29 protein-coding genes are annotated in these 24242 nt (G+C 65.1%); 8 read left to right on the forward strand and 21 right to left on the reverse strand.

The features are described from left to right. Nucleotides 1–41: 41 nt before the first annotated feature. The 3 genes from RHPLAN_RS35365 to RHPLAN_RS40020 all read right to left on the reverse strand — a co-directional run bounded on the left by RHPLAN_RS35365 (nt 42) and on the right by RHPLAN_RS40020 (nt 3720). Nucleotides 42–1298 (reverse strand): Hsp70 family protein, encoded by a 1257-nt coding sequence (locus RHPLAN_RS35365; RefSeq protein WP_068028888.1) that lies wholly within the window; start codon nt 1296–1298, stop codon nt 42–44. 39 nt (nt 1299–1337) lie between these two features. Next, the gene (locus RHPLAN_RS35370; protein ID WP_068028891.1) at nt 1338–3311 is read right to left on the reverse strand and encodes a DEAD/DEAH box helicase; all 1974 of its coding nucleotides are present in this window, start codon (nt 3309–3311) and stop codon (nt 1338–1340) included. A gap of 262 nt (nt 3312–3573) precedes the next feature. After that, nucleotides 3574–3720 (reverse strand): hypothetical protein, encoded by a 147-nt coding sequence (locus RHPLAN_RS40020; RefSeq protein ID WP_157100689.1) that lies wholly within the window; start codon nt 3718–3720, stop codon nt 3574–3576. 127 nt (nt 3721–3847) lie between these two features. On the opposite strand from RHPLAN_RS40020, the gene RHPLAN_RS35375 reads away from it, so the two are divergent. Together RHPLAN_RS35375 and RHPLAN_RS35380 are read left to right on the forward strand one after the other, a co-directional pair. Continuing rightward, nucleotides 3848–4537 carry a DUF4336 domain-containing protein gene (locus tag RHPLAN_RS35375; RefSeq protein ID WP_068028894.1) on the forward strand — a complete coding sequence of 230 codons (690 nt, stop codon included), beginning with the start codon at nt 3848–3850 and terminating at the stop codon, nt 4535–4537. Between the two features lie 15 nt (nt 4538–4552). Beyond that, a complete protein-coding gene (locus RHPLAN_RS35380) occupies nt 4553–4942 on the forward strand; it encodes a VOC family protein (RefSeq protein ID WP_068028898.1) in 390 nt (129 codons plus the stop codon). Between the two features lie 36 nt (nt 4943–4978). Here RHPLAN_RS35380 and RHPLAN_RS40025 read toward each other — a convergent pair whose 3' ends face one another. The 12 genes from RHPLAN_RS40025 to RHPLAN_RS35435 all read right to left on the reverse strand — a co-directional run bounded on the left by RHPLAN_RS40025 (nt 4979) and on the right by RHPLAN_RS35435 (nt 14841). Then, nucleotides 4979–5119, reverse strand: coding sequence for a hypothetical protein (locus RHPLAN_RS40025; protein WP_157100690.1), 141 nt, complete (start codon nt 5117–5119; stop codon nt 4979–4981). Nucleotides 5120–5277: 158 nt separating this feature from the next. Continuing rightward, the gene (gene ccoS, locus RHPLAN_RS35385) at nt 5278–5421 is read right to left on the reverse strand and encodes a cbb3-type cytochrome oxidase assembly protein CcoS (protein ID WP_068028901.1); all 144 of its coding nucleotides are present in this window, start codon (nt 5419–5421) and stop codon (nt 5278–5280) included. Next, nucleotides 5418–7643 (reverse strand): heavy metal translocating P-type ATPase, encoded by a 2226-nt coding sequence (locus tag RHPLAN_RS35390; protein WP_068028904.1) that lies wholly within the window; start codon nt 7641–7643, stop codon nt 5418–5420. The genes ccoS and RHPLAN_RS35390 overlap by 4 nt, the downstream gene beginning before the upstream one ends. Nucleotides 7644–7661: 18 nt before the next feature. After that, nucleotides 7662–8180, reverse strand: coding sequence for a FixH family protein (locus RHPLAN_RS35395; RefSeq protein WP_237179983.1), 519 nt, complete (start codon nt 8178–8180; stop codon nt 7662–7664). Continuing rightward, a complete protein-coding gene (ccoG, locus tag RHPLAN_RS35400; protein ID WP_068032347.1) occupies nt 8177–9640 on the reverse strand; it encodes a cytochrome c oxidase accessory protein CcoG in 1464 nt (487 codons plus the stop codon). Before ccoG ends, RHPLAN_RS35395 begins: the two co-directional genes overlap by 4 nt. A 105-nt stretch (nt 9641–9745) precedes the next feature. Next, the gene (gene ccoP, locus RHPLAN_RS35405; protein WP_068032348.1) at nt 9746–10624 is read right to left on the reverse strand and encodes a cytochrome-c oxidase, cbb3-type subunit III; all 879 of its coding nucleotides are present in this window, start codon (nt 10622–10624) and stop codon (nt 9746–9748) included. Between the two features lie 5 nt (nt 10625–10629). Then, on the reverse strand, nt 10630–10785 hold the full coding sequence (locus RHPLAN_RS35410; protein ID WP_068028909.1) for a cbb3-type cytochrome c oxidase subunit 3: 156 nt from the start codon (nt 10783–10785) through the stop codon (nt 10630–10632). A 10-nt stretch (nt 10786–10795) separates the two neighbouring features. Then, on the reverse strand, nt 10796–11530 hold the full coding sequence (ccoO, locus tag RHPLAN_RS35415; RefSeq protein ID WP_068028911.1) for a cytochrome-c oxidase, cbb3-type subunit II: 735 nt from the start codon (nt 11528–11530) through the stop codon (nt 10796–10798). 10 nt (nt 11531–11540) lie between these two features. Continuing rightward, nucleotides 11541–13193 (reverse strand): cytochrome-c oxidase, cbb3-type subunit I, encoded by a 1653-nt coding sequence (ccoN, locus tag RHPLAN_RS35420; RefSeq protein WP_068032349.1) that lies wholly within the window; start codon nt 13191–13193, stop codon nt 11541–11543. A 133-nt stretch (nt 13194–13326) separates the two neighbouring features. After that, entirely contained in the window at nt 13327–13671 is a 345-nt protein-coding gene (locus RHPLAN_RS35425) for a c-type cytochrome (RefSeq protein ID WP_442971797.1), read from the reverse strand. A gap of 10 nt (nt 13672–13681) precedes the next feature. Then, on the reverse strand, nt 13682–14119 hold the full coding sequence (locus RHPLAN_RS35430; protein ID WP_068028916.1) for a DUF6455 family protein: 438 nt from the start codon (nt 14117–14119) through the stop codon (nt 13682–13684). Nucleotides 14120–14151: 32 nt separating this feature from the next. Further along, complete coding sequence (locus RHPLAN_RS35435; RefSeq protein WP_084246222.1) at nt 14152–14841, reverse strand: helix-turn-helix domain-containing protein; 690 nt, start codon at nt 14839–14841, stop codon at nt 14152–14154. A gap of 172 nt (nt 14842–15013) precedes the next feature. On the opposite strand from RHPLAN_RS35435, the gene RHPLAN_RS35440 reads away from it, so the two are divergent. Next, a complete protein-coding gene (locus RHPLAN_RS35440) occupies nt 15014–16564 on the forward strand; it encodes a PAS domain S-box protein (protein WP_084246224.1) in 1551 nt (516 codons plus the stop codon). Then, a complete protein-coding gene (fixJ, locus tag RHPLAN_RS35445) occupies nt 16554–17177 on the forward strand; it encodes a response regulator FixJ (protein WP_068028919.1) in 624 nt (207 codons plus the stop codon). Before RHPLAN_RS35440 ends, fixJ begins: the two co-directional genes overlap by 11 nt. Here fixJ and RHPLAN_RS35450 read toward each other — a convergent pair. Then, nucleotides 17174–18352, reverse strand: coding sequence for an NnrS family protein (locus RHPLAN_RS35450; RefSeq protein ID WP_068032356.1), 1179 nt, complete (start codon nt 18350–18352; stop codon nt 17174–17176). The genes fixJ and RHPLAN_RS35450 overlap by 4 nt on opposite strands. 211 nt (nt 18353–18563) lie before the next feature. On the opposite strand from RHPLAN_RS35450, the gene RHPLAN_RS35455 reads away from it, so the two are divergent. From RHPLAN_RS35455 to RHPLAN_RS40030, 3 genes are all read left to right on the forward strand, one after another. Beyond that, nucleotides 18564–19400, forward strand: a complete 837-nt coding sequence (locus tag RHPLAN_RS35455) for a universal stress protein (protein WP_068028923.1) — start codon at nt 18564–18566, stop codon at nt 19398–19400. A 12-nt stretch (nt 19401–19412) separates the two neighbouring features. Then, nucleotides 19413–19664, forward strand: a complete 252-nt coding sequence (locus RHPLAN_RS35460; RefSeq protein ID WP_068028925.1) for a hypothetical protein — start codon at nt 19413–19415, stop codon at nt 19662–19664. Between the two features lie 209 nt (nt 19665–19873). Beyond that, a complete protein-coding gene (locus RHPLAN_RS40030) occupies nt 19874–20038 on the forward strand; it encodes a hypothetical protein (protein WP_157100691.1) in 165 nt (54 codons plus the stop codon). A gap of 63 nt (nt 20039–20101) precedes the next feature. On the opposite strand, the gene RHPLAN_RS35465 is transcribed toward RHPLAN_RS40030, so the two are convergent. Next, a complete protein-coding gene (locus RHPLAN_RS35465; protein ID WP_068028928.1) occupies nt 20102–20299 on the reverse strand; it encodes a hypothetical protein in 198 nt (65 codons plus the stop codon). Between the two features lie 184 nt (nt 20300–20483). Between RHPLAN_RS35465 and RHPLAN_RS35470 the strand changes: the two genes are divergently transcribed. Next, nucleotides 20484–21215 (forward strand): CBS domain-containing protein, encoded by a 732-nt coding sequence (locus RHPLAN_RS35470; protein ID WP_068032358.1) that lies wholly within the window; start codon nt 20484–20486, stop codon nt 21213–21215. Nucleotides 21216–21620: 405 nt separating this feature from the next. Here RHPLAN_RS35470 and RHPLAN_RS35475 read toward each other — a convergent pair whose 3' ends face one another. The 4 genes from RHPLAN_RS35475 to RHPLAN_RS35490 all read right to left on the reverse strand — a co-directional run bounded on the left by RHPLAN_RS35475 (nt 21621) and on the right by RHPLAN_RS35490 (nt 24229). Beyond that, nucleotides 21621–21965, reverse strand: a complete 345-nt coding sequence (locus tag RHPLAN_RS35475) for a hypothetical protein (protein ID WP_068028932.1) — start codon at nt 21963–21965, stop codon at nt 21621–21623. Nucleotides 21966–22489: 524 nt separating this feature from the next. Further along, entirely contained in the window at nt 22490–22729 is a 240-nt protein-coding gene (locus tag RHPLAN_RS35480) for a hypothetical protein (protein WP_068028936.1), read from the reverse strand. 259 nt (nt 22730–22988) lie between these two features. Then, on the reverse strand, nt 22989–23630 hold the full coding sequence (locus tag RHPLAN_RS35485) for an NrsF family protein (RefSeq protein WP_068028938.1): 642 nt from the start codon (nt 23628–23630) through the stop codon (nt 22989–22991). After that, nucleotides 23627–24229, reverse strand: a complete 603-nt coding sequence (locus RHPLAN_RS35490) for a sigma-70 family RNA polymerase sigma factor (protein ID WP_257730324.1) — start codon at nt 24227–24229, stop codon at nt 23627–23629. Before RHPLAN_RS35490 ends, RHPLAN_RS35485 begins: the two co-directional genes overlap by 4 nt. Between the last annotated feature and the right edge of the window lie 13 nt (nt 24230–24242).

Raw genomic sequence — 24242 nt, forward strand, 5'->3', positions numbered from 1 at the left:
GGGCACCGGAGCCGCGTCAGGTGGGTTCGCCAACGTGCCGATCAATCCGCCCCGCCAAATCTGTTGGCGGCTTCGATCGTCAGCCCCTTCCCCACCGCACCGAACGTGTCGCCTTCGACGACGCGCGCATCCGGGATGCCCTCGACGATGGCGCGCCGGACGTGAGCCAGTTGGACAGAACCTCCCGTCAGGAACACCACATCGATGTCCTTCGCGGCGAGCCCCGCCTGCTTGAGGCATATCGCGATCCGCGTTCCGATGCGGGCCGCCAGTTCCGTGGTGTGACCGACGAGATCCTTGCGGCCGATGGCGACTTTCAGGCCGGGCTCGACCCACGCCAGCGGAATACCGGCCTCGGCAACCTCGGACAGCGCGATCTTCGCGTCTTCGACCTCCATCGCCAAGGTGTGGCCGCGCTGTTCTTCGAGCACGCGCAGCAGGCGATCGAGCAGCTTCGGCTGAGCCGCGTCGCGCCTGACACTGCGGATATCCAAAGCGACGTTCGCTTCGTACATCCGGTTGATGCTCGACCAGGTCGCGAGCTCATGGAAATACGTCGACGGCGCATCGAGGCCGGCGCGCTTCATCTTGCTGCCGTAGCCGAACAGCGGCATGACGGCGCCCAGGCTCAGCCGGCGGTCGAAATCCGTTCCGCCGACGCGCACGCCGTCATTTGCAAGAATGTCGCTTTCGCGGTCGGCCTTCTGATGGCGATCCGGGCCAAGACGCACGATCGAGAAATCCGACGTGCCGCCGCCGATGTCGGCGATCAAGGCGATCTCCTCGCCGGAGATCTGGCGTTCGTAGTCCAGCGCCGCCGCGATCGGCTCGAACTGGAACGTGACGTGATCGAAACCGATCTCCCGGACGATGCCGCGCAGCGTCTCCTCGGCCTTCCGGTCGGCCTCCGGCGCGTTGTCGACGAAATGCACCGGGCGGCCGTGAACGACGCTGCGGAACTCGCGGCCCGAGGCCTGCTCGGCCCGGCGCTTCACCGCGCGGAGATAGAACGCGATCACGTCGCGGAAGCTGCGGCGCTCGCGGCCGACCAGCGTGGTCTCCTCGATCAGCGAGGTGCCGAGCACGGACTTCAGGCTCCGCATCAAGCGCCCTGGAATGCCATCGACATAGGCGCCGATCGCGGCATGCCCGATCACCACGCGCCCATCGCGTTCGAAAAAGATCGCGCTGGGGATCGCGGTCTTTTCTCCCTCCAACGGGATCAGCGCCGGCGCACGCGCAACGGTGCGGCCGAAGGTCGTGTTCGAGGTGCCGAAATCAAGCCCGCAAGATGACATCACCGCTCCTGAAAAGAGCGTCTGTCTAAACAGTTCGCCTCAACGGCGAAACTTGTTTTTCTTCGGCTTCTTGCCGAACGCGGGCTTGGCAAAAGGATTGGCGTGATCGCGCCGCGGCCGCCGGGCGTCGGCGGCGTGGTGTTCGTGCCGCCGCTTCTGATCCGACGCTGGCTTGTGAGGCGGGTTGCCGCCTGACGCCTCGCCATGATGCTTGTGGCGCCGCTCGTGGTGGGGTTTGCCGTCCTGACGCGGCTTGTGATCTGGCCGATGAGGTGGCCGGTGATCCGGCTTGCGATCTTTCTTGCCCTCGTATGGCTTGCCTCCGGAGGTTTTGCCGTCGCTCGCGGCTTGATCGGCAGGAGCTTCGGCTGGCGCTTCGCCTTGCGGGCCGGCCGGCAGCGCCTCGATGCGGATGTTCTCTTCCTTGTCGGGACGATTGAGGTTGACCGAGAACTGCTCCGCGGCCTGCCCTGAAATCTCGAACTCGGTGTGGGTCGGGTAAATCCTGATCGCGCCGATGTCGTGCTTGTCGATGCTGCCGCGGCGGCAGATCATCGGCAGCAGCCAGCGGGCTTCGGCATTCTTCTGCCGTCCGACACTCAGGCGAAACCAGACGCTGCCCCCCGCCAGGCTGTGACGGAAGCCCGGCTTCTTCTTTCGCGCTTCCGTCACGGCGGGGCTGTTGCCGTTGCGGACGTCGCGCCGTTCGCGGCGGTCATCGCGCGATCGATAGCGGTCCTGGCCGGGATCGAGGATGTCTTCGGGCGAAGGCAGCCGCGAGCGATAGAGCCTCGCCAGCGCTGCGGCGATATCCTCGGGCGACCGCTCGGCGAGCAGCGCGCGCGCCAGCGTCAGGTCGTCCTCGGTCGACTCCGCGGTGAAAATCTCATCCTGCAGCATGCGCTGCTGATCGAGCTTGCGAATTTCCTCCGCCTGGGGCGCCGCGCCCCACGCAGCATCGATGCCGGCCTGGGCCAGCAGCAACTCCGCGCGGCGGCGGCGCGCGGGCGGCACCAGCAGCACGCTCACGCCCTTGCGGCCGGCCCGGCCGGTGCGGCCGGAGCGATGCTGCAGGGTTTCCGGATCGTTCGGCAGCTCGGCATGAATGACGGCGCCGACGTGCGGCAGGTCGATGCCGCGCGCCGCCACGTCGGTGGCGACGCAAACGCGCGCGCGCCCGTCGCGCAGCGCCTGCAGCGCGTGGGTCCGCTCGTTCTGCGTGAGTTCGCCCGACAGGGCCACGACGGAAAATCCGCGCTCCAGCAGCGACGCCTGCAAATGCCGGACGGCCTCCCGGGTGTTGCAGAACACGATGGCCCCGGGCGATTCGAAATACCGCAGCACGTTGACGACCGCGTGCTCAATCTCGTGCGCGACGACGCGAATGGCGCGATATTCGATGTCGGCGTGGCCGCCTTCATTGCCCGCGACCTCGATGCGGAATGCGTCTTTCTGGTATTGCTTCGCCAACGCCACGATGCCGCGCGGCAGCGTCGCCGAGAATAGCAGTGTGCGGCGGCTGTCCGGCGTGGTCTTGAGGATGGATTCCAAGTCCTCGCGAAAGCCCAGATCGAGCATCTCGTCGGCTTCGTCGAGCACGATCGCCTTCAATTCCGAGACGTCGAGATTGCCGCGCCGCAGGTGGTCGCAGAGCCGCCCCGGCGTTCCGACCACGATGTGCGCGCCGTAAGAAAGCTCGCGCTGCTCCCGGCGCGGGTCCATGCCGCCGACGCAGGAGACGATGCGGGCGCCGGTGTATTGATAGAGCCACGCGAACTCCTGCTGCACCTGCAGCGCGAGCTCTCGCGTCGGCGCGACAATCAATGCGAGCGGCTTGGCGCCCTTTTCCAAGCGATCCGCATCGCCGAGAAGATTCGTCGCGATCGACAGCCCATAGGCAACGGTCTTGCCCGAGCCGGTCTGGGCCGAGACCAGCAGATCGCGGCCGGCGGCCGCTTCGGCCAGCACCGCGGCCTGGACGGGCGTCGGCTCGGTGTAGCTTCGCTCGGCCAAGGCCCGGGCGAGCAGGGCGTGGGCGGAAAAGGTTTGGGCGGACTGCGGACTTACGGGCGGGGATATCACGAGATGTCAGACCTTGGTGGCTTGCCGTACGAAACAATGGGTGGCCCGGTCGCGTCCGCGAAGTGAGCGGCCGCAGACCGGCGGATGGACGGATGTGGGAATGGCTTGTGCCGAAACAAGCAACAACGCTGATCGTTGCCGGCGATTTGCCTGAGATCGGCCTATTGTCCGCCGAACCCGGCCCGCCTGCTGTTCACACTTTGATGTCCGTTGTGACGATGGTGACGCGTCCGAAGCGCGTCAATTGAGGTGCTTTAATAGCGATTTCCGCCGCCAACTCAACGATTTGTTTTAGCCGCCGGGTGGCGGCAGGGTCTGTTTGTCCGGCCCCGAAACGCATTCAAGCCTGCTGTCGGGCCTGGACTTGCCGAACTGACCGACGCGCGGAGCGGCCTCCCTCCCGCCGCATATGACGATCATGGAATCGAGCGCGACGCACTGAATCGGCGCGGGAAAGCGGGGAAAGGGTGCTGCAGCCGTTCGGCCCCAATATCTGGATCGTGGACGGCTCTGACGTTGCGGTCGCGGGATTTCGCTATCCGACCCGCGCCGCCGTGATCAGGCTATCGGCCGGCGGCCTTTTCATCTGGTCGCCGGTGCACCTGACCGACAAATTGCGCACCGAACTCGATGCGCTCGGCACGGTTCGCCATATCGTCGCGCCCAATTCGCTTCATCACCTCTTCCTGCATGAATGGAAGCAGGCTTTCCCGAACGCCAGGCTCTATGCGCCGCCGCGGTTGCAAAAGACAAGACCCGACCTTGCCTTCGACGCCGAACTCGACGACGAGAGCGGAACGGAGTGGTCCGGAGAGATCGAGTCCGTCGTCATGCACGGCAATCTGATCACCGCAGAGGTCGTGTTCTTTCATAAAGCGAGTGGCACCGCCCTGTTCACGGATCTTCTTCAGCAGATCCCCGCAGGCCACATCACGGGCTGGAGGCGTCTCGTCGCCAAGCTCGACCTCATGGTGGAACCCGAGCCGTCCGTGCCGCGTAAGTTTCGTATCGCTTTCACCAATCGCGGCGCCGCCCGCAATTCCTTGAAACGCATCCTGGACTGGCCGGTCGAAAAGGTGCTGATGGCTCACGGCGCGCCTGTCGAACGAGACGGCTTGGCGTTCATAAACCGCAGTTTCAAGTGGCTTAAACCCTGATCCGCGGCGACGACCATGAAACGCATCTGGACGATCATCGGCGTAGCGGACGTGCCCCGCAGCGTCACATGGTACCAGTCGCTGCTCGGTCTGCCGGAAACGGCTCCGGCTCACGACTATTTCGGGCAGATCGTCGATGCCGACGGAACGGTGCTGCTGGCTTTGCACGCATGGGGCGCCCATGAGCATCCTTCGCTGACAAGTCCCGAACACGCCGCGCCCGGCAATGGGCTGCTGTTGTTTTTTCGCGTAGACGACTTGAGTTCCGCTCTGCCGAGGGCTCGCGCACTCGTCGGCAGACTCGAGGAAGAGCCGCATCTGAATCCCAACACGGAAACGATGGAATTTTCGGTCCGCGATCCCGACGGATATTACGTCACGCTGAGCGCGCTCGATCCGGACTAGCGGCCGCAAACGCGACGCCAAAATCCATCCCGGCTCTCAATGACCTGGTCGGCCTCGATACACGGCCGCAGTCGGGATGGTGTACATGCAGAGGCCGGTGATCGCCGCCAGCGCCATGTAGAGCACGATCGCGGACGAGCGGCGTGAGTTGAAGAGCTTGTCCACTCCGCCGCGCATCGGAAGCTAACGCCGGCAAGATTGCAGCCGCGCTGGAAGGAAATGGGAAGGCGCTGTCACTCCCATCTATAAGCGGGCATCAGCATAAACTTGACTCCCAATGCGCCTTCCGGGTTTTGGGTCAGTCGTTAGGAGAGCCGAATACTGGATTTTTGCGCTCACACATCTTCATCCGACAGCACGCGGAGTGCCGCACCGTCCAGGTCATCATATTGACCGGCGCGCACCGACCACAGGAATGCCGCGAGGCCGGAAAGGCCTAGCGCGAGCGCCATCGGCACGAGATAGAGCAGAACGGTCATGCAGCACCTCCGGTCGCAGGCGCACCCGCGGGGACCGGCAGCGCATCCCGTCGAGCCGCTTTCCCGCGTGCACGGAACGCGTTCAAAGTGACGATGATCGAGGAACCGGACATTGCGGCGGCGGCAATCAATGGCGTGATGCCGCCTGCGATCGCCACGGGCACTGCGATGGCGTTGTAGAGCACTGCGATCCAGAGGTTCTGCATCATCAGCGCACGGGCTTGTCGCGCGATACGGACTGCATCGAGCACGGGCAACAGCGGCTCGCCGAGGAACACCGCGTCGGCCTGCGCCTGGGTGATCTCGGCGGCGCTGATCGGCGACAGCGAGACGTGGGCTGCGGCAAGCGCCGGCGCGTCGTTGAGGCCGTCGCCGACCATCAGCACGCGGCGGCCTGCGGCTTTCATCTCGGCGAGACAGGCGATCTTCTCGGCAGGCTTCAACCCGGCGCGCCAGGAGCGGATGCCGAGCGCCTCGGCGACCGGCGCCACCGCTTCGACGCGGTCGCCCGAGAGGATGTGCAAATCGAGCCCCAGGGCGGCCAGCGCGCGCACCGTCTCAAGTGCCGCGGGCCGCAGCGCCTGCCGCACCGACAGCACCGTCGACCGGCCGTTATGCATAAAGCCGATGAAGGACAGGCCGCCGGTGCCATCCATGGGCGCAGCCACGCCGCAGAATTCCGGGCTGCCGAGGCGGGCTTCAACACCGTCGATGACGGCGCGAACGCCGCAGCCGGCTTCTTCCACCGCGCCGTCATAGGGCGTGCGGCGCTGGGCGTGCTGGGCCACGGCGGCGGCGAGCGGATGATGGCTCGACAGCGCCAGCCGCGCCGCGCGCTCGAGCAGGTCCGGCGGGATCGCGGCGGCATCGACAAGTTGCGCGTCCGGCAGCGTCAGCGTGCCGGTCTTGTCGAACACCACGGTGTCGGCGCGGGCCAGCCGCTCGATGGCGTCGCCGGCATTGACGATGATCCGGCTCCGGAACAGCGCGCCGGAGGCGACCACCTGCACGGCCGGAATGGCGAGCGCCAGCGCGCAGGGACAGGTGATGATCAGCACCGCGATGCCGGTGACGATCGCGTCGTGGATCGAGGCGCCGGCGATCAGCCAGCCGATCACGGTCAGCGCCGCGGTGAGATGCACGACCGGCGCGTAAAGCCGCGCCGCGCGGTCGGCGAGGCGAACGATCTTCGATTTAGCCAGGATCGCGCTGTCGAGCAGCCGCTGCACCTCGTCGATCAGCGAGCCGCCGGCCGCGGCCGTCACCTTCATGGTGATGGCGCCGGAATAGCTGCGGCTGCCCGCGTAAATCTCCGCCCCCGATGCCGTCACCCGCCGCGCGGTCTCGCCGGTGACGAGGCTTTCGTCGAGCTCCGTGCTGCCGGTCAGGATGACGCCGTCGGCCGGCACGCGCTCGCCGGCGCGCACCAGCACGCGATCGCCAGGCCTGAGCGCCGCGCTCGGCACCGAGACGATCTCGTTGTTGTCGTCGAGCCGGTGCGCGACCTCAGCCTTGAGCGCCGCGAGGTTGCCGGCCACCGCCCGCGTCTTCCTCCGCATGGCATGATCGAGCGCCCGCCCGCAGAGCAAGAAGAACAGCAGCATCAGCGCCGAGTCGAAATAGGCGTGTTCGGCGTGGGCGATGGTCTCGGCGAGCGACATGCCGAGCGCCAGCACGACACCGATCGAGATCGGCACGTCCATGTTGGTGCGGCCCAAGCGCAGCGCGCGGAACGCACTCAGAAAGAACGGCTGGCCCGCATAGGCCGCCGCCGGCAGCGCGATGGCGGCGGACAGCCAGTGGAACAGGTCGCGGGTTTCCCCCGTCATGTCGGTGACGTTGCCGGACCACACTGAAACCGACAGCAGCATCACGTTCATTGCCGCAAAGCCCGCCACCGCAAGGCACTTGAACAGCCACCGGGCGTGCTGGGCCTCGTCGGACTCGGCCTGCTGCGGGCGGAACGGATGCGAGCGGTAGCCGATGCGCTCCAGCGCGTAGATCACGTCGCCGGGGCCGATCTTGTCCTCGCGCCAGCCGACCACGAGACGGCGGTCGGTGAAATTCAGCCGCGCGCTGGCGATGCCCGGCATCGCCTTGAGACCCTCTTCGATCTTGCGGATGCAGCCGGCGCAGGCGACGCCGTCGACGGCGAGCTCCATGCGCGCGAGGCCGTCGGCGTCGCGCGTGACGAACATGGACAGGTCGAGGGTTTCCGACATGGTCAGTCCTGACTTGGATCAGCCCTGCTTCACGACAATGCGGTTCCTGGAGAGGAACACCCGCTCCTCGCCGCGCATCAGCTCAATGACGAGATCCCATTGTCCCGCCGCGGGCGCGGCCGAGCCGGCAAAGCGGCCCGGCGTCACCTCGCGCGGCGTCATGTCGACGTCAGCGCGCCGGTCGGTCGGATGGTTGAAGCGCACCACCGCGGTCAGCCCGCTGAGCGGCTTGCCCTGCGCGTCGCGCGCCGTGATCTCCACCCACTGCTTTTCGCTGCCGGGCGTCACGTGAGCCCGCACATCCCAATGCCGGGCCTCCTGCGCCTGGGCCGCCTTGAGCTCGCGGGAAAGCGCAAGCCCTGCCTTGTAGGAGCTTTCGGTCTCGACGCCGCCGAAAGTCGTGACCGCGGCGCGGATCATGAAGCCGTTCACGCCCATCACGATGGCGAAGAAGGCGACGAGACAGCCGAGCACCGTCCACCCCGTCACCTTCTTCGGCCCCGCGGCGCCCCCGCCGGAAAGTTGCAGCTCGCTCACTGTGGCCTCCAGAAATGGTCGGATGTCTGCGCGCGTTCCGTGCCGGCGACGTCCAGGATGTGGAAGCGGATCGGCGTCGAATGCTCGCGGCTGTCGTCGTAGTCGGTGACCAGCACGCGAACCTCACGGGTCTGGTCGGGTCCGACCTCGATCACCGGGCTCGCGCCCGGCCGGCGGGTCGCGCCGACCACGTCGACGAAGGTGCCGGCAAGGCCCGTGACGCTGAGCGCGAATTCACGCGGCTGCGGCTTCTTGTTGATGATCCGCGCCACATAGGCGTTGCGGATCGCGCCATCGGAGAGCCGCACCAACATCGGATTGCGCTCATGGATGACACTGATGGATTCGGTGACACGCGTCACCAGCGCGTAAAGCATGGTCAGCGCCACCACGGCGATCACGGCGGCGTAAAGCACCGTGCGCGGCCGCACGATGCGATATTCCGGCGCCTCGCCGCGCTGGCGGCGCTTGATGTTGATGTCGGTGTCGTAGCTGATGAGCCTTCGCGGACGGCCGATCTTCGTCATCACGGCATCGCAGGCGTCGATGCAGAGCCCGCATTGGATGCAGCCGAGATTGGGCCCCTGCCGGATGTCGATGCCGGTCGGGCAGACATGGACGCACTGCATGCAGTCGACGCAATCGCCGGTCGGCTCCCCCTTGGCGCGCAGCAGCTCGCTCTTTTTGAGAGAACAGCGCGTTTCACCGCGGTCGTAGCGATAGGTGACGTTGAGCGCGTGCTCGTCGGTCAGCGCCGCCTGAATGCGCGGCCAGGGACACATATAGAGACACACCTGCTCGCGCAGGTGGCCGGCGAGGAAGTAGGTCGTGACCGTGAGGATGCCGATCCAGGCATAGGCGATGAACGGCGCCTGCAAGGTGGCGAGATCGCGAACGAGCGTGGGCGCGTCGGCGAAGTAGAGCACCCAGGCGCCGCCGGTCCACCACGCCACCATCAGCCAGAGAAAATGCTTGGCGCCGGCGCGCGCCACGCGCTCCGCCGTCCAGGGCCCGCGCTCGCGAAGCAGATGCTCCCGCCGGTCGCCCTCGGTCAGGCGCTCTATCGCTTGAAAGAGGTCGGTCCACACCGTCTGCGGGCAGAGATAGCCGCACCAGACGCGGCCCGCGACCGCGTTCATCAGGAACAGCGTCACGGCCGCGATGATCAGGAGCCCGGTGAAGTAATAGACCTCCTGCGGCCACAGCTCGATGAAGAAAAAGTAGAAGCGCGTGTTGGGCAGATCGACCAGCACGGCTTGGTCGGGCGCGTTAGGGCCGCGGTCCCAGCGTACAAATGGCAGCAGATAATAAACGCCGAGCGTGATGAGCAGCACCGCCCACTTGATGCGGCGGAAGGTGCCGCGCACACTCTGCGGATAGACCTTGCGCCGGGCTTCATAGAGAGGAACGTCCGGCTCGAGTTCCGGCAACTCGGTGCCGTGTACCTCGGCTTCGCGCACCAGAAGCTCCAGCCCGGTGGCCGCGGCAGGCTCAACCACCGCAGGCTCCGTACCGGCGCCGCGCGGCCGGGCATGCATGGACCGCTGGTGAATGGTCACGGCTCATCACCTTTCGCCGCCCAACGTGCCCACATAGACCGTGAGCGCCTTGATGGTGGTGTCGTCGAGGCGCGCGCCCCAGGCCGGCATCACACCGCCGCGGCCGTTCCACAGTCCGTCCACGATTACGGCCTTGTCGGAGCCGTAGAGCCAAATCTGGTCGGTGAGATTCGGCGCGCCCATGTCGCGCTTGCCTTTGCCGTCTTCGCCGTGACAGGCGGCGCAGGTGGCCGCGAAGACTTTCTTGCCCAAGGCGAGATCGGCTTTGCCGTCGACCGGCAGACTTGCAATCGAGCGCACATAGTCGGCCGAGGCTTCGATCTCCTCGCGCTTCAACATGCCGTCGCGGCCGAAGGCCGGCATCGAGCCGAGCCGCGTCTGCTGGTCGTTGGCGCGGATGCCGTGACGGATGGTGGTTCCGATGTCGGCAAGCGTGCCGCCCCACAGCCAGTCGTCGTCGTTGAGGTTGGGATAGCCCTTGCCGCCGCCCCCGCCCGGCCCATGGCACGGCGCGCAGTTGTCGCCGAACGCGGTGCGGCCCTGCGCGCGGGCGAAATCGAGCAGCATCGGATCGGCCTTGATGAGCTCGACCGAGGCCGACGAAAGCTTCTCCATCATCGGGCCGCGAACGGCCTTCAATGCCGCGAGATCGCGAACGACCGCATCGCGCGAATGCCAGCCGAAGGTGCCGGACGAGAAAGATGAGAGCAGCGGCCAGGACGGATAGACCACCCAGTAGCCGACCGACCAGACGATGGTGGCGTAGAACATCCACAGCCACCAGCGCGGCAGCGGTGTGTTCAGCTCGCGCAAGCCGTCCCATTCGTGGCCGGTGGTCGCCGTGCCGGTGACCTTGTCGATTTCGTGATGCGTCTGTTCGGCCATGATGATCAATCCTCCCGCAGGGGCATATGCGCGGCTTCGTCGAACTGCTGTTTGCGCGAGGGCCACAGCGCATAGACGAGCACGAGCAGGAACACCGCCACGAAGTAGGCAAGGCCCCAGGTTTGGGCGAAGTGCGCCAGCGCTTGATAGGTCTCAGACATGGTTGCGGTCCTACCGGACGTTGGCTTTGTCGTCGTAAAGCTTGAAGTTCACCTGCGTGCCGAGCAGCTGCAGGTAGGCAATCAGCGCGTCGGCTTCGGTGATGCGGCCGGGATTGCCGTCGAAGTCCCGCGCCTGCGCCTTCGGGTAGCGCTTCTCGAGCTGATCGGCGTCCGGAGCATCGGCCGTGGCCTGGGTGCGCACGTCGGCCGTTGCGTTTTCGATCATCTCCGGCGTGTAGGGCACCCCGAGATGCGCCTGGACGCGGAGATCGTCGCCGATGTGCTCGAAATCGAGTTCGGTCTTGGCGAGCCAGGGATAGCCCGGCATCACGGAGCCCGGCACCACCGACTTCGGCGAGGCGAGATGGTCGCGGTGCCAGTCGTCGGAGTATTTGTTGCCGACGCGCGCGAGATCCGGACCGGTGCGCTTGGAGCCCCACTGGAACGGCCGGTCGTACATGCTCTCGGCCGCGAGCGAATAGTGTCCGTAGCGCTCGACCTCGTCGCGCAACGGCCGGATCATCTGCGAGTGGCAGTTGTAGCAGCCCTCGCGGACGTAGATGTTGCGGCCGGCGAGCTCGAGCGGCGAGTACGGCCGCACGCTGTCGACCTTCTCGATGGTGCTCTTGAGGTAGAACAGCGGCACGATCTCGACGAGGCCGCCGATCGCGATCACGATCAGCACGCCGATCAACATGACGATCGAATTCTTTTCGAAGATCTGGTGTTTGGCCCAGAGCGACATCGTTCAATTCCTATTCGGCGGGTTGCATCGCGGCGGGCGCGGCAGCGGGCTCTACGCTCTTGTCGTTCACGGTCTTCCAGAGATTGAAGACCATGATCAGCGCACCGCTGAGGAACAGCGCTCCGCCGAGCGCGCGGATCATGTAAAAGGGATGCATGGCCTCGACGGTCTCGATGAAGGTGTATTCGAGGAAGCCGAGGCTGGTGTAGGCACGCCACATCAGGCCCTGCAGGATGCCGGACACCCACATCGCCGAGATGTAGAGCACGATGCCGAGCGTCGAGATCCAGAAGTGCCAGTTGACGAGGCGCAGCGAGTAGAGCCGCTCCTTGTTCCAGAGCCACGGCACCAGGCAGTAGATCGCGCCGAACGAGACATAGCCGACCCAGCCGAGCGCGCCGGAATGCACGTGGCCGATGGTCCAGTCGGTGTAGTGGCTGAGCGAGTTGACGGCCTTCACCGACATCAGCGGACCCTCGAAGGTCGCCATGCCGTAGAACGCCACCGACACCACCATCATGCGCAGCACCGGATCGGTGCGCAGCTTGTCCCACGCGCCCGACAGCGTCATCAGGCCATTGATCATGCCGCCCCAGGACGGCATCCACAGCATGACCGAGAAAGTCATGCCGAGCGTCTGCGTCCAGTCCGGCAGCGCCGTGTAGTGCAGATGATGCGGGCCGGCCCAGATGTAGAGGAAGATCAGCGCCCAGAAGTGGATGATCGACAGGCGATAGCTGTAGACCGGGCGCTCGGCGCGCTTCGGGATGAAGTAGTACATGATGGCGAGGAAGCCCGCGGTGAGGAAGAAGCCGACCGCGTTGTGGCCGTACCACCACTGCACCATGGCGTCCTGCACGCCGGACCAGACGATGTAGGATTTCGGCGAGAAGATCGACACCGGGATCGCGGCATTGTTGCCGAGATGCAGCACGGCGATCGTCAAGATGAAGGCGAGATAGAACCAGTTGGCCACATAGATGTGCGGCTCGCTGCGCCGGATGACGGTGCCGAGGAACACCAGCAGGTATGCGACCCAGACGACCGTGAGCCAGAGGTCCGCGTACCACTCTGGCTCGGCATATTCCTTGGACTGGGTGATGCCGAGCAGATAGCCGGTGCCGGCGATCAGGATGAAGAAGTTGTAGCCCAGCACCACGAACCAAGGCGCGATGTCGCCGGCGAGGCGGGCGCGGCAGGTGCGCTGCACGACGTAGAACGACGTGCCGATCAGCACGTTGCCGCCGAACGCGAAGATCACCGCCGAGGTGTGCAGCGGCCGGATGCGGCCGAACGAGAACCACGCCAGGTCGAAGTTGAGCACCGGGAACGCGAGCTCGAGCGCGGCCCACAGCCCGACCGTGAAGCCCGCGATGCCCCAGAACACCGCCGCCACGGTCGCGAACTTGACCGGGCCCATGTTGTAGTTCGGCTTGCCGCCGATGAAGAGCGGTACGGGCTCCGCGGGACGATCGAAATAGCGGTCGACGATCGCGAACACCGCCGCGGCGCTCGCGGCCGCGAACAGATAGGCGTGGAACGCATATTCGGGCGTGTACGCCTTGGCGGCGATGATGATGGAGATGAAAGCCAGCGCCGCGAAAGCAAGAGCGCTTCCCATCTCGCCGGTGGTCATCGATTTGCGGGACAAGGCGACGGACATGCGGGTCGACTCTCTGATGGACCCGTGGCGCTGCCGCGGGCCGTTGACGTCGTGGCAGATTTGCCGCGGTGCGAAGTCGCGCTCCTTGATGCAGGTCAAAGGCGCGCGGCTTTTTTCCGCAGCCGTGGCGCGATCAGTGTTCGAGCGATTTCAGGTAGGCGATGACGTCGCCGATCTGGCCCGGATCGAGCCGGAATTCCGGCATGCTGGGATGGCCGGTGCGGATGCCTTCGGCCAGCGCCTCGGCCAGAACATCGACCGGGTAACGCCGATGCAGATCGCGGAACGGCGGCGCGACCGACAGCGGGCTCGGGCTGACCTTGTCGACGGCGTGACAGCGCGAGCAATTGGCCCGCACGAAGGTCTGGCCGCGCTGCTCGGCGGGCGACAGCGGCTGCGCCGAGGCAGCGCCCCAGGCAACGCTCGAGACAGCAAGCACCGTGGCGGCCGCCATAGCCGCGAGAAAAGCGCTGGGCATGGCAATCCCCCTACGGCTTGCCGTTTGTCGGGCGCTCGGCCTTGAGCGCATCGAGCGTCACCGTGTTGGCGCAATACTTGCGCCACGCCGGATCGTCTGGTTTCCGGTCGAGGTCATGACGGCAGCGAGTCTTGCCGGTGCAGAGCGAGCAATGCACCGCGAGATCGCGGGCCACCGCAGGCTCCTTGCGGGCCACCTCGGCAGGATCGAGGTCCAGCGCCTGGAGACGGCGCGTCAGCAGCTCCGGGCTCGCGTCGGGCCACTTTCCGGCCAGCGCGCGCAGCTCGCCCACGCTGGCGCCGAGGTCCCGGGACATATCGGATGCGGTCCCGGGATCGAGCTGGTCGATCTCGGACACGGCCTGGCGCTGGCGGGACTTCGCCATCCACCATTCGGCGATCCAGCTCCACAGATGTGAACTCGAATCGCTTGCGCCCTGGGTCGTCATGTCGGTCGCTCCTCCGAGACAGCAGCACATGGTCAGCCTTCGAGCCTGGCGAGCGCGGCGCGGTTGCGCAGGACGACGCAACGCGTCGCCGGCAATTCGATCGCCGCGGTGCGGGCCAGTTCGGTCAGCGTGCGCGACACGGTCTCGATGGTGAGGCCGAGATAGTCGGCGATGTCCTGGCGCGACATCGGCAATTCGATCTGACCGGAGGACGAGGCGCGCTCGGCCATCTCCAGCAGGAACGCCACCACGCGCTCCTTGGCGGTCTTGATCAGCATCAGGATATGGTTCTGGGCCATCCGCAGCTCGCGGCAGGTCGTGGTCCACAGCTCGTTGGCGATGGCACGATCGCGGCCGGCCAGCGCCAGCAGCGCGCTGCGTCTGACGACGAGAATCCTGGAATTCGCGATGGCTTCGGCCGAGAACGTGTGATCGTCACCCGACTCCAGGCCGAACACCTCGCCGGGCAGGTAGAACGAACCGATTTGGCGCCGGCCATCCGCGAGAATCCGACACATGCGGACCGCGCCGCCGACGACCTTGTAGAGATACTCGGCCGGCTCGCCCTCGCCATAGATTTCGGTGTTGGCGCCGAACGACATCGGCGTGCCGAACTGATCGATATAGGACGACAGCGACTCGACATCGCTGACGGCCTGTCTCGCCATGACGACGGCCGGGTGAACCTTGTGAACACTCGGAGCTGCGGTCTCGGTGATCATCGTCTGTGCCCTCGTTCGAACTGTCGGCAACAGGGATACGCGCGAGGCAGCCCGTCGAAAATTCAGGTATCATCCCTAAGGGGTTTCCCTTAGGTCCCTTCCCGGCCCGCGGCTGGTAACGTCGGGCCTCGTTAACCTCCTGATTGCGCGCTATTTTCTGATCCTGAACGTCATGGCCCCGTCCGCGACAAACCAAAGCCCCTCAGCCACAGCGCTGCTCGTCGAACCGGCGGACGCGCTCCGCCAGACATGGGTGCACTATGCCCTTGCGGTGGGCCTGATCGCCTTCGTGTTTGCCGTGCTCACCGTGCTGGGATCGGGGCTGAGCAACCAGCAGCTCTACCTGTTCTGGGTGCCGCCGGTGCTCATCGCCGGCATCGCCGGCGGCTGGGGACCGGGGCTCGTGGCCACCGCGCTGAGCCTCGTCGTTCATCTCTATGTCACCGGCGAATATGCAGACCTTGCCGGGTCGGGTTCGCCGAATTTCGGCAGCAGCTTCGCCCGCGCCTTCACGTTCGTGCTACTCGGTGTCGGCATCTCCTGGTTCGGCGAGCGGCTGCGGCTCAGCCTGTCGCGCGCCACGCGGAGCGCGCAGGACGCTGCGGCGCGCGAGGCGCATCTGCAATCGATCCTCGACACCGTGCCCGAAGCCATGATCGTCATCGACGAGCGCGGCCTCATTCAATCGTTCAGCGCTGCGGCCGAACGGCTGTTCGGCTATACGACGGGCGAAGTGATCGGCCAGAACGTCAAGATCATGATGCCCGCGCCCTACCGCGAAAACCACGACGGCTATCTCCATCGCTATCTCTCGACCGGTGAGCGGCGGATCATCGGCATCGGCCGCGTCGTGGTCGGTGAGCGCAAGGACGGCTCGACGTTCCCCATGGAGCTTGCGGTCGGCGAGATGAAGTCCTCCGGCCGCAGGTTCTTCACCGGCTTCATCCGCGACCTGACCGAGCGTCAGCAGACCGAGGCGCGTCTGCAGGACCTGCAATCGGAGCTGATCCACATTTCCAGACTCACCGCGATGGGGGAAATGGCGTCCACGCTGGCCCACGAGCTGAACCAGCCGCTGTCGGCGATCACCAACTACATGAAAGGCTCGAAGCGTCTCCTGGAATCGGGGAGCGACGGCAGCGCCGCCATGGTGCGCGAGGCGATCGACAAGGCGGCCGAACAGGCGCTGCGCGCCGGCCAGATCATCCGCCGGCTGCGGGACTTCGTCGCGCGGGGCGAGAGCGAGTATCGGGTCGAGGTCATTTCCAAGCTGGTCGAGGAGGCCTGCGCGCTCGCGCTGGTCGGCGCCAAGGACCTTGGCGTTCGCGTCAAGTTCGAATTCGACCAGACGGCGGACCTCGCTTTGGCGGACCGGGTGCAGATCCAGCAGGTGCTGCTCAACCTGGTGCGCAACGCGATCGAGGCGATGCAGGATGCCGAGCGGCGCGAGCTGACCGTCGCGGTCGCCCTCGCGCCCGGCGGCATGGTCAAGATCAGCGTCTCCGACACCGGCTCGGGCATCGCGCCCGAGATCGCCGAACAGTTGTTCCAGCCGTTCATGACCACCAAGCGCCAGGGCATGGGCGTCGGCCTGTCGATCTCGCGCACCATCATCGAAGGTCACGGCGGCCGCATCTGGGCCGAGCCCCATCCGGGCGGCGGCACCATCTTCAGCTTCACGCTTCGCGCAGTGACTCCGGAGGACGTCGGCGATGAGCACTGAGCGCCTCGTTCATGTGATCGACGATGACAGCGCGATGCGGGAGTCGATCGAGTTTCTGCTGCGCACCGCGAACATTCGCGCGCACACCTATGAGAATGCGCCGGCATTCCTCGACGCGCTGCCCCGCGGCGGCGTGGGCTGCGTCATCACCGATGTGCGCATGCCGGGCATGAGCGGGCTGGAGCTGCTGCGCAAGCTCAAGGAACTCAACGTCGCCATCCCGGTGATCGTCATCACGGGCCACGGCGACGTGCCGCTGGCGGTGGAAGCCATGAAATGCGGCGCCAGCGACTTCATCGAGAAGCCGTTTGACGACGAGGCCCTGCTGACGTCGGTCCGCGCCGCACTGAAGGCCCAGGACGGACAGGCCGAGCAGCAGGCCGCAAAAGCCGCCATCGCCGAACGCGTCGCAACGCTTTCGGTGCGCGAGCGGCAGGTCCTGGAAGGCCTGGTCGCGGGCCTGCCCAACAAAACCATCGCCTACGACCTCGGCATCAGCCCCCGGACCGTGGAAATCTATCGCGCCAACGTCATGACCAAGATGGGCGCAGCGAGCCTGTCCGAGCTGGTTCGCATGGCGCTGATCGGCGGGGTGCTTGCGAGCTCCCGTTAGGCGCTTGGACGGGCGACCAGCAGCTTCCCATAAGCGGCGCCGAAGCCAAAAAACGCCGCGACCCAGAAAATGGCCGACACCGCCAGAAGCGGGATCAGCCACGCGGGAGCCAGTGCGGCACCGATTCGAGCGAACGCCGCCAACAGAATCGCAAGATAGATCGCCTGCGTGGCCCGCGCGGCGGTCAACGTTCGGCCGGTGTGGCCAAGGCTCGCGCGGGTCATGACGGCAAGCGTCATGGTGCCGATCGCGCCGCCCGCAAAGGCATGAACACCGGCAGCGGCCGGCACGACGTCAAACGTCGCCAGCCCGACCAGCAGAAAGCCAAACGGAACGAAGGCGTAACCCACGTGCAGGATCAGCACGAGCCGTTCGCGCGTCGTGCGGTCGCCGGCCCAGCGGGCGAGCCGCGCGAGTTGCAGGAGTCCGGCTATGAGCAATGCCGCCCCCGTCGCATGCATTTGCGGAAGCACAATCCAGAGCAGGAGCGCCAAAGCGCTTGCCGCGATGACGACCGCGTCGAAACGCCCGAACGGCGCTGGCAGGCGGCCTGGATTCTCCCGCGCGAGCCAATTGCGTGTCAAGCTCGGCACGATGCGGCCGCCGATCAGCGTGATCAGCATGATCACGGCCGCCATGCCGATCCGCACCGAATAGTCGGCTGCACCTTCGAAATGCGCCTCGAGGTGGAATGCGACATTGCCGGCCGCAAGCAGACCGATCAACGCGACGACTTTCAGGTTGCCCCAATTGCCGCTGGCCATGATCTCGCGCGCCGCGGCCGCGCCGACCAGAAGCAGAAAGCCGCCATCGATCACGGCGGCCGGCAGCCAGCCGATCGTCCCCGACAGGGTCACCGCCACCCGCCCTGCCGCCCAGGCGATCAGCAGCACCATTAACGGGGCTCCCTGAAGCGGCAAGCGGCCGGTCCAGTTCGGGATCGCCGTGAGCAAAAAGCCGGTGACCACCGCCGAGACGTAACCATAGAGCATCTCGTGCACGTGCCAGTCGCGCGGCGAGAAGGCTGTCGGCAAAGCGAGCTCGCCGCAAAACACCGGCAGCCAGATCACGACGGCGAGCCCCGCATAGATCGCGCCGAACAGGAAAAACGGTCGGAACCCGTACGAAAAGAGCGCCGGTCCTCGATAGGGCTCGAGCCTTGGGATCGGAGGCATGGCCGACTCCTTGTTGCGACCGTTTCGGCTCCGGTAGCGCCGCGAAGACCAGGCCGCGTTGCGCCAGGTCAAATTCACGAGGCTGTTCTGCCGGGGCCCGCCGAGCATTCTGGGCTTCCGGCTCGAGCGAAACGCGTTTGCGCCAAATCAATGTGCCGGTTGCGCGGCGTGGCATCGTTCCCTCTGGATTCAGACCATTGGAGACGATGCCATGTCGCTATCCGGCCAGCCGCCTGCGGGCGCGACCTATTCGACCATCCTGCTTCCCATGGATCTCGATCCCGAGACCGAAGGCCGCGCCAGGCTTGCGACCGATCTCGCCGACCGTTTCGCAGCGCGCATGATCGGAACTGCTGCAGAGGAGATCGTGGCGCCGCTCTATTTCGAAGGCGCCGATGCCGGCATCGCCAGCATCATGGACATCCAGGCAGAGCAGGCCCAAAAAGCGCTTGCCGAGGCCGAGACCCGTTTTCGCAGAATCGCCGGCGCGCGAAACCGCATCGTGTGGCGTCACGCCTTGACCGCGCCCACCGCCTACGCGCTGGAGCAGGCGCGCTCCGCCGATCTTATCGTCGCGGCACGCCCGCGCGCCGACGGCACGTTCGATCCGATGGCGGCCGACGGCGGCGATCTCGTGATGGACGCCGGCCGGCCGGTGCTGTTCGTGCCGCCGCAGATCGACCATCTCGCGGCCAAGCGCATCGTCATCGGCTGGAAGGACAGCCGCGAGGCGCGCCGCGCCGTATGGGACAGCCTGCCGTTCCTCAAGGCCGCCGAGGACGTGTTCGTGGTGTCGACCGAAAGCCCGGCCGACAGCGTCGAGGATGTCGAAGCCTACCTGACGTCGCATGGCGTGCGGGCGCATGTGATGCTTCGGCCCGGAGTCGATGCGATCGGGGACGAACTGATTGCCGTGGCGCGACTGAAGGGCGCCGATCTCATCGTATCGGGCGCCTACGGCCACAGCCGCATGCGCGAGTGGGCCTTCGGCGGCGCCACCCGCGAGCTGCTGCATCATTCGCCGCTCTGCCTCCTGATGGCCCATTGAGGAACCACGATCATGAACGGCATGCTCAAGCTTCTGCTTTTGAGTCTGGCAGCCCTCGTTGGCCTCGCCGCCATCGACTATTTCGTCATGCCGCCGACCGCACCCGTGGGCTGGGGCGACGATCCGCAGCCGCTATGGCAGGTCGAGACGGCCTTCCTGCTGCGGGCGCTGGAAAATATCTCGGCGATGGTCGTGATCGGGATCGTTCTGCTGGGGGCGGCGTTTTATATTCAGCGTTGGCTGCAGCCTGACGCGCAGCCGTAACACCGTTGCAAACAGAACGTGCCACCGAGCCGACAACCTCCGCCAGAGTTCACCGACGCGGCATCCGAGGAGCGCGGCCGGCTCGCGCCGGCCAACGCGCTCTTTCTCCGTTTGAGCTAGGTCAATGCCGCGCGATCGGGCCGCGGCGATCATCTTCACATTCGATGCCGACCACTGTCCGTCGGCCACCCCGAAGAGGAGTCACAAACATGTCCGTCGCCGAATTGGTGTACCTGTGCGGAGTCATCGTCGCGTTCCTGACGTTCAGCGTAACGCTCGCTTGGTGCCAACACCAGACCAGTGACTTCGTCCGGCCCGAGGAGTCGCCAACCACCGCGTCCGCCGACGATCACGACTTCAGAAAGGCGGCGTGATCGGTTCGACCGCTGTTTGGCGAGGATCAAAGCCGGCTGATCGCAGGCCCGTCGTGGCCGCGGTCAGGCCGGCTCCCGCCAGTCGCGCCAATGAGTCGGGTTGACGTCCAACGGCTTGCCCGTCTCCGCATTGGCCCAGCCGTGGCGAAGACGGCGACAGCGAACGACCAGCGCATGGGCATCACCGTGCTCGACGACGGCGAGTTCAAGATCGCGATCGAACGGCGCGGTGGCGATCGGGTGCCAGTCAGGATCTGTCATTTCGGCTCTAAGTCAGCGGGAAACCGAACCTTGAGGCGCGGCCACGGTTTCCGCATTGATGTGGATCAAGGACGGATTCGCCGGCAGTTTCGGCTGGCCTGACACATTGAGATGCCGGTTTTGACCTGACTCAACCCGCTTCGCATGGCCGGGGTCCATCGTGGCGCATCCCAAGGAGGTTGCCATGGAAACCCAAGACGTCATGTCCCGCCCGGTCTTTTCAATCGCCCCGACGGACTCGCTGGACAGCGCCATCCGCGTGATGCTGCACAACCACATCAGCGGCTTGCCGGTCGTCGACGCCGAAGGCCGCCTGCAGGGCATGCTCACCGAAGGCGATCTGCTACGGCGGGCCGAGACGGCAACGCAACGGCAGCGCCCGCGCTGGCTGGCTTTTCTGCTCGGCCCCGGCCGCCTGGCTGACGATTACGTCCACGCTCACGGACGCAAGGTCGGCGAGATCATGACGCCCGATCCGGTGACGGTCGCAGAAGACACGCCGCTCGAGCACGTGGTTTCGCTGATGGAAAAGCACCGCATCAAACGCGTGCCAGTGATGCGAGGCGGCAAGGTCATGGGCATCATCAGCCGCGCCAATCTGCTCTATGCGCTGGCAAGCATCGCGCGCGAAGCCAAGCCGGTCAAACTCGACGATCGCGCCATCCGCAACCGCTTGCTCGCCGAGCTCGAAGGCCAGAGCTGGGCGCCAACCCGCTCAATCGACGTCGTCGTTCGCGACGGCATCGTCCAGCTCTGGGGCACGATCACCGACGAACGCGAACGGCAGGCCACGATTGTGGCGGCTGAGAACATCCCGGGCGTCAAGCGCATTGAAGATCACCTAGCCTGGGTCGACCCGATGACCGGCATGGTGGTCGAAAGCGACGGCCAGGCGACCTGTCCGCTCGCGGGCTGATCGGACGTCCAAGCCGAGAGGCGTCTGAGGTATCGTTTGTGACGCGAGATGCCAGCCATGCCTCCAAGTCTACTAAACTAGATCTTCCGAGGGCGAGTTGGGTTCGCATGCGGCAAGCGCTGCGAGCTGCAAGAGTGGCTAACTCATGCTGAGGGTGTCACCGCCCGCCGTGCGAATCTAACACCTATAAAGTTGGCGGTTAGGAATCCGAGGCGCAGTTGAGCCTCCAAGGGGCGGCCGGGGGTCCGCCAGTTCGCGGGGCACCTTCCAGGGCTTAGAGAATCAATCCGTATTCGTACGCATCATCGGAAAGCGACACTTGTCGCGCGCTTTGCGAAAAGGACCGCCGGATGTGCATCCGACGGTCAAATCTCGAGTGGCCGCCAGCGAGCCGAATGTAAGAAGCTATTCCGGCTGGCCGTGATCCGCCATGCAAGTCTTATAAAGACCGGTCGGTGTGCTCAACGCGTTGTAGCCCCTGAACCTCGCGATGCGAGCGTTGCATTCGCGCAGCGCCCGGACCCGTTCGGGCGATACGCCGCCTTCCATCACGTCTTCAGTTGCCTGCGCCCGCGCCTGAGCTGCTCGACTCTTCGCCATCGCCGCAGTTGGAGCTGCTGCCACGGCAAGGCCCAGGGCGAGCGCCAACGTCGAAATCAGACTCTTCGGAGTAGTCACTCTTTGCTTTAACTGCCTGCTTGTCATAGTGGCGTAACCTCGGTTTTTTTGGATGAGGCGACGTTCGCTCATCTGACGTTGAATTCGGGCTGACGCCGATTGAAGTCACACACGAAGCAATCACCTCACCGTGAAGCCTGATCCACCTCGATTTGTTGGACCGATGCGCGCTACTGCACGCGTTGGCTCATAAAAAGCCCCGGCAGCAATGCCGGGGCTTTTGCTGGATATCGTCGAAGCGATCACCAGCGATCGGGATCACCGTAAGGGTGGTCTGGATAAGGCAGGTTACGACCCGGACCGAGCGGCTCGGCCGCCGTGCCCGCGGCGGGGAAACGTGTACCGCTCGAGGACCAGCCAGACGACCGGTCGGACGGGGGCGAGATCGTTCGCTCCTGGGTCCAAGCACTGCTCGCGTATGCGTCGGCTGGGCGGTGACCTCTTGGCGTGGCGAAACCCGGCTCGACGATTGCGAGCAGAAGTCCCGCAGTGGCTAGAATGATCGCACACTTCGTTTCCATGATCGTTACTTTCCTGTTGCTCTCTGGACGGCACCCGCCCCCGTCGCGCATGGCGCGGGCGGATCTCTCGCGGGGTTACTGTTGCCTCTGCTGCTTCTTCGTGTGTGCGCGAAGATGCGTTGCGTAAAGGCGCGAGGTTTGAGCGCGGGCCAAGTAGCCGTCAGAGCCGCCCTGATAGATGCTGGAGCCGTTCTCCCTCAGCCCGTAGGGCGGGTGCGCAATGTTGCCCGATCCGACATCGGGGTTCCAAGACTGAGCGATGGCGGAGGAGCCGAGCGATGCGACCACAACCGCGATGGCGAGAAGCTTTTTCATTTCATCTCCATGATTTCGTGATGCGGACAAACGCGATCGTGCGTTCATCTGGCATTGAAATTCGGTGTGACACTGATTGAAGTCACAGACGAAGCAATCACCTCGTCGTGAGTCTCAAATTCACCTTGAAACTGTCCGGACAAGTGCGCGTAGCGCAACGACGCCCGAGCCGGTGCGCGGCAGCTGCCATCGCCCTCACAGCGAACCACGCAGTGCAATTCGGAGGACGTAGAACTCGCGCTCGCCGCGGCGCGTCGGCTCACCAACGCAGGAGTCGAACCCCAAGCACCGCGCCAGTTAACACGCAAAGAGCAACTGCTCCGCCATACCAAACGGCCACGAACGGCAAGGAGTCATTGGGACAGTGCAACGCGTATGCCGCAGCGCCGATGCCACCGGCAACAAGACCGGCCAAAGCACCCGTCCTGGGCAAATTCGTGGGGGCAGCATCTCGGGCCGCCCTAACGATGATCGCAAAGGGCACGATCGCCATGACGGGAATGGAGAGCAGGCACTGGAGCAAACGCTCGCCGGCAACAAGATGAGCCCACTGTGATGCCGGCACGAACATCAGATTCACTGCGGCCAGGGCCAGCAAGCCGACAAACGGAGCTCCTGCTGAATATATCGTAGAGCGTTTTTCCTCGCCGGGGCGCGTGTGCGTAAGCAACAGCCGCCAACCTAGGATGCTGATGATCGATCCAAATCCGATCTTGACGAACAGAAATTTCATGACCTCGGGATTGTTCAGGTCCGGGCGCATCCCCAACGCGACGATGCAGACTACTGACGAGAAAGCTAACCCAGAAACGGTCGCGATGGTTAGGCTTCGAAAGACCTTGAATCTATCTACGGGCTCAAGGTTGCTGCTGAGCAGATCGATCAGTTGTTCGGTCTTCATCTTGCTTTTTCCCGCGAGACCATCGCTCTCAACTGCTTGATTCCACGGTGCACGTTCATCTTGACCGCGGATTCGGAAATGCCGCAACGCGCCGCCGCTTCGACGACGCTGAGTCCCTCGATTTTTACGTATTGGACCGCCAAGCGAATTTTATCCGGCAGCTTCGCCAGAACTTTGTTCAGATCGAAGTGACTGTTCATCGCATGACTATCGTCTGACGCGATGATTTCGGCGGCGTCTTCGATGGGCACACTTTTCAACGTTGATCGGTGCCGGCGCAGATAATCGATCAGTTTATAGCGAGCAATCGCATAGACCCAAGGTGTCAGGAGCCGAGTAGGATCGTATGTGTGACGTCGTGTGTGAACGGCGATGAGCGCTTCTTGAACCAGGTCTTCAGTCTCTTCCGCTTCACGGCCAGCTCGAACCAACTTGCCGCGATAATAGCCGCGCAGATGCACGCTGAGCTCGGAAAGCAGAACGCCATATGCAGCGCCATCGCCGCCCAGACCCGCGATCATCAAGGCCCGCAACGACGTCTCCTTCGCGCTTTCGGCCTTCGTCGTTTCGGAGTTCGACGTCTTCCCGTTAACGAGCACGCTACCCCCATGT

The sequence above is a fragment of the Rhodoplanes sp. Z2-YC6860 genome (assembly GCF_001579845.1).
In the GTDB taxonomy this organism is placed as follows: Bacteria; Pseudomonadota; Alphaproteobacteria; order Rhizobiales; family Xanthobacteraceae; genus Z2-YC6860.

What these genes read in the sequence shown, in the direction of transcription:
- RHPLAN_RS35470 (WP_068032358.1), top strand. Translation starts at nt 20,484, where the DNA reads ATGGAAACCCAAGACGTCATGTCCCGCCCGGTCTTTTCAATCGCCCCG.
- RHPLAN_RS35380 (WP_068028898.1), top strand. Translation starts at nt 4,553, where the DNA reads ATGAAACGCATCTGGACGATCATCGGCGTAGCGGACGTGCCCCGCAGC.
- RHPLAN_RS35480 (WP_068028936.1), bottom strand. Translation starts at nt 22,729, where the DNA reads ATGAAAAAGCTTCTCGCCATCGCGGTTGTGGTCGCATCGCTCGGCTCC.
- ccoS (WP_068028901.1), bottom strand. Translation starts at nt 5,421, where the DNA reads ATGACCGTTCTGCTCTATCTCGTGCCGATGGCGCTCGCGCTAGGCCTT.
- RHPLAN_RS40020 (WP_157100689.1), bottom strand. Translation starts at nt 3,720, where the DNA reads ATGCGTTTCGGGGCCGGACAAACAGACCCTGCCGCCACCCGGCGGCTA.
- RHPLAN_RS35365 (WP_068028888.1), bottom strand. Translation starts at nt 1,298, where the DNA reads ATGTCATCTTGCGGGCTTGATTTCGGCACCTCGAACACGACCTTCGGC.
- ccoP (WP_068032348.1), bottom strand. Translation starts at nt 10,624, where the DNA reads ATGGCCGAACAGACGCATCACGAAATCGACAAGGTCACCGGCACGGCG.
- RHPLAN_RS35465 (WP_068028928.1), bottom strand. Translation starts at nt 20,299, where the DNA reads ATGACAGATCCTGACTGGCACCCGATCGCCACCGCGCCGTTCGATCGC.
- RHPLAN_RS35410 (WP_068028909.1), bottom strand. Translation starts at nt 10,785, where the DNA reads ATGTCTGAGACCTATCAAGCGCTGGCGCACTTCGCCCAAACCTGGGGC.
- RHPLAN_RS35425 (WP_442971797.1), bottom strand. Translation starts at nt 13,671, where the DNA reads ATGCCCAGCGCTTTTCTCGCGGCTATGGCGGCCGCCACGGTGCTTGCT.
- RHPLAN_RS35455 (WP_068028923.1), top strand. Translation starts at nt 18,564, where the DNA reads ATGTCGCTATCCGGCCAGCCGCCTGCGGGCGCGACCTATTCGACCATC.
- RHPLAN_RS35460 (WP_068028925.1), top strand. Translation starts at nt 19,413, where the DNA reads ATGAACGGCATGCTCAAGCTTCTGCTTTTGAGTCTGGCAGCCCTCGTT.
- RHPLAN_RS40030 (WP_157100691.1), top strand. Translation starts at nt 19,874, where the DNA reads ATGTCCGTCGCCGAATTGGTGTACCTGTGCGGAGTCATCGTCGCGTTC.
- RHPLAN_RS35430 (WP_068028916.1), bottom strand. Translation starts at nt 14,119, where the DNA reads ATGACGACCCAGGGCGCAAGCGATTCGAGTTCACATCTGTGGAGCTGG.
- RHPLAN_RS35475 (WP_068028932.1), bottom strand. Translation starts at nt 21,965, where the DNA reads ATGAGCGAACGTCGCCTCATCCAAAAAAACCGAGGTTACGCCACTATG.
- RHPLAN_RS40025 (WP_157100690.1), bottom strand. Translation starts at nt 5,119, where the DNA reads ATGCGCGGCGGAGTGGACAAGCTCTTCAACTCACGCCGCTCGTCCGCG.
- RHPLAN_RS35440 (WP_084246224.1), top strand. Translation starts at nt 15,014, where the DNA reads ATGGCCCCGTCCGCGACAAACCAAAGCCCCTCAGCCACAGCGCTGCTC.
- fixJ (WP_068028919.1), top strand. Translation starts at nt 16,554, where the DNA reads ATGAGCACTGAGCGCCTCGTTCATGTGATCGACGATGACAGCGCGATG.
- RHPLAN_RS35390 (WP_068028904.1), bottom strand. Translation starts at nt 7,643, where the DNA reads ATGTCGGAAACCCTCGACCTGTCCATGTTCGTCACGCGCGACGCCGAC.
- ccoN (WP_068032349.1), bottom strand. Translation starts at nt 13,193, where the DNA reads ATGTCCGTCGCCTTGTCCCGCAAATCGATGACCACCGGCGAGATGGGA.
- RHPLAN_RS35485 (WP_068028938.1), bottom strand. Translation starts at nt 23,630, where the DNA reads ATGAAGACCGAACAACTGATCGATCTGCTCAGCAGCAACCTTGAGCCC.
- RHPLAN_RS35450 (WP_068032356.1), bottom strand. Translation starts at nt 18,352, where the DNA reads ATGCCTCCGATCCCAAGGCTCGAGCCCTATCGAGGACCGGCGCTCTTT.
- ccoO (WP_068028911.1), bottom strand. Translation starts at nt 11,530, where the DNA reads ATGTCGCTCTGGGCCAAACACCAGATCTTCGAAAAGAATTCGATCGTC.
- RHPLAN_RS35435 (WP_084246222.1), bottom strand. Translation starts at nt 14,841, where the DNA reads ATGATCACCGAGACCGCAGCTCCGAGTGTTCACAAGGTTCACCCGGCC.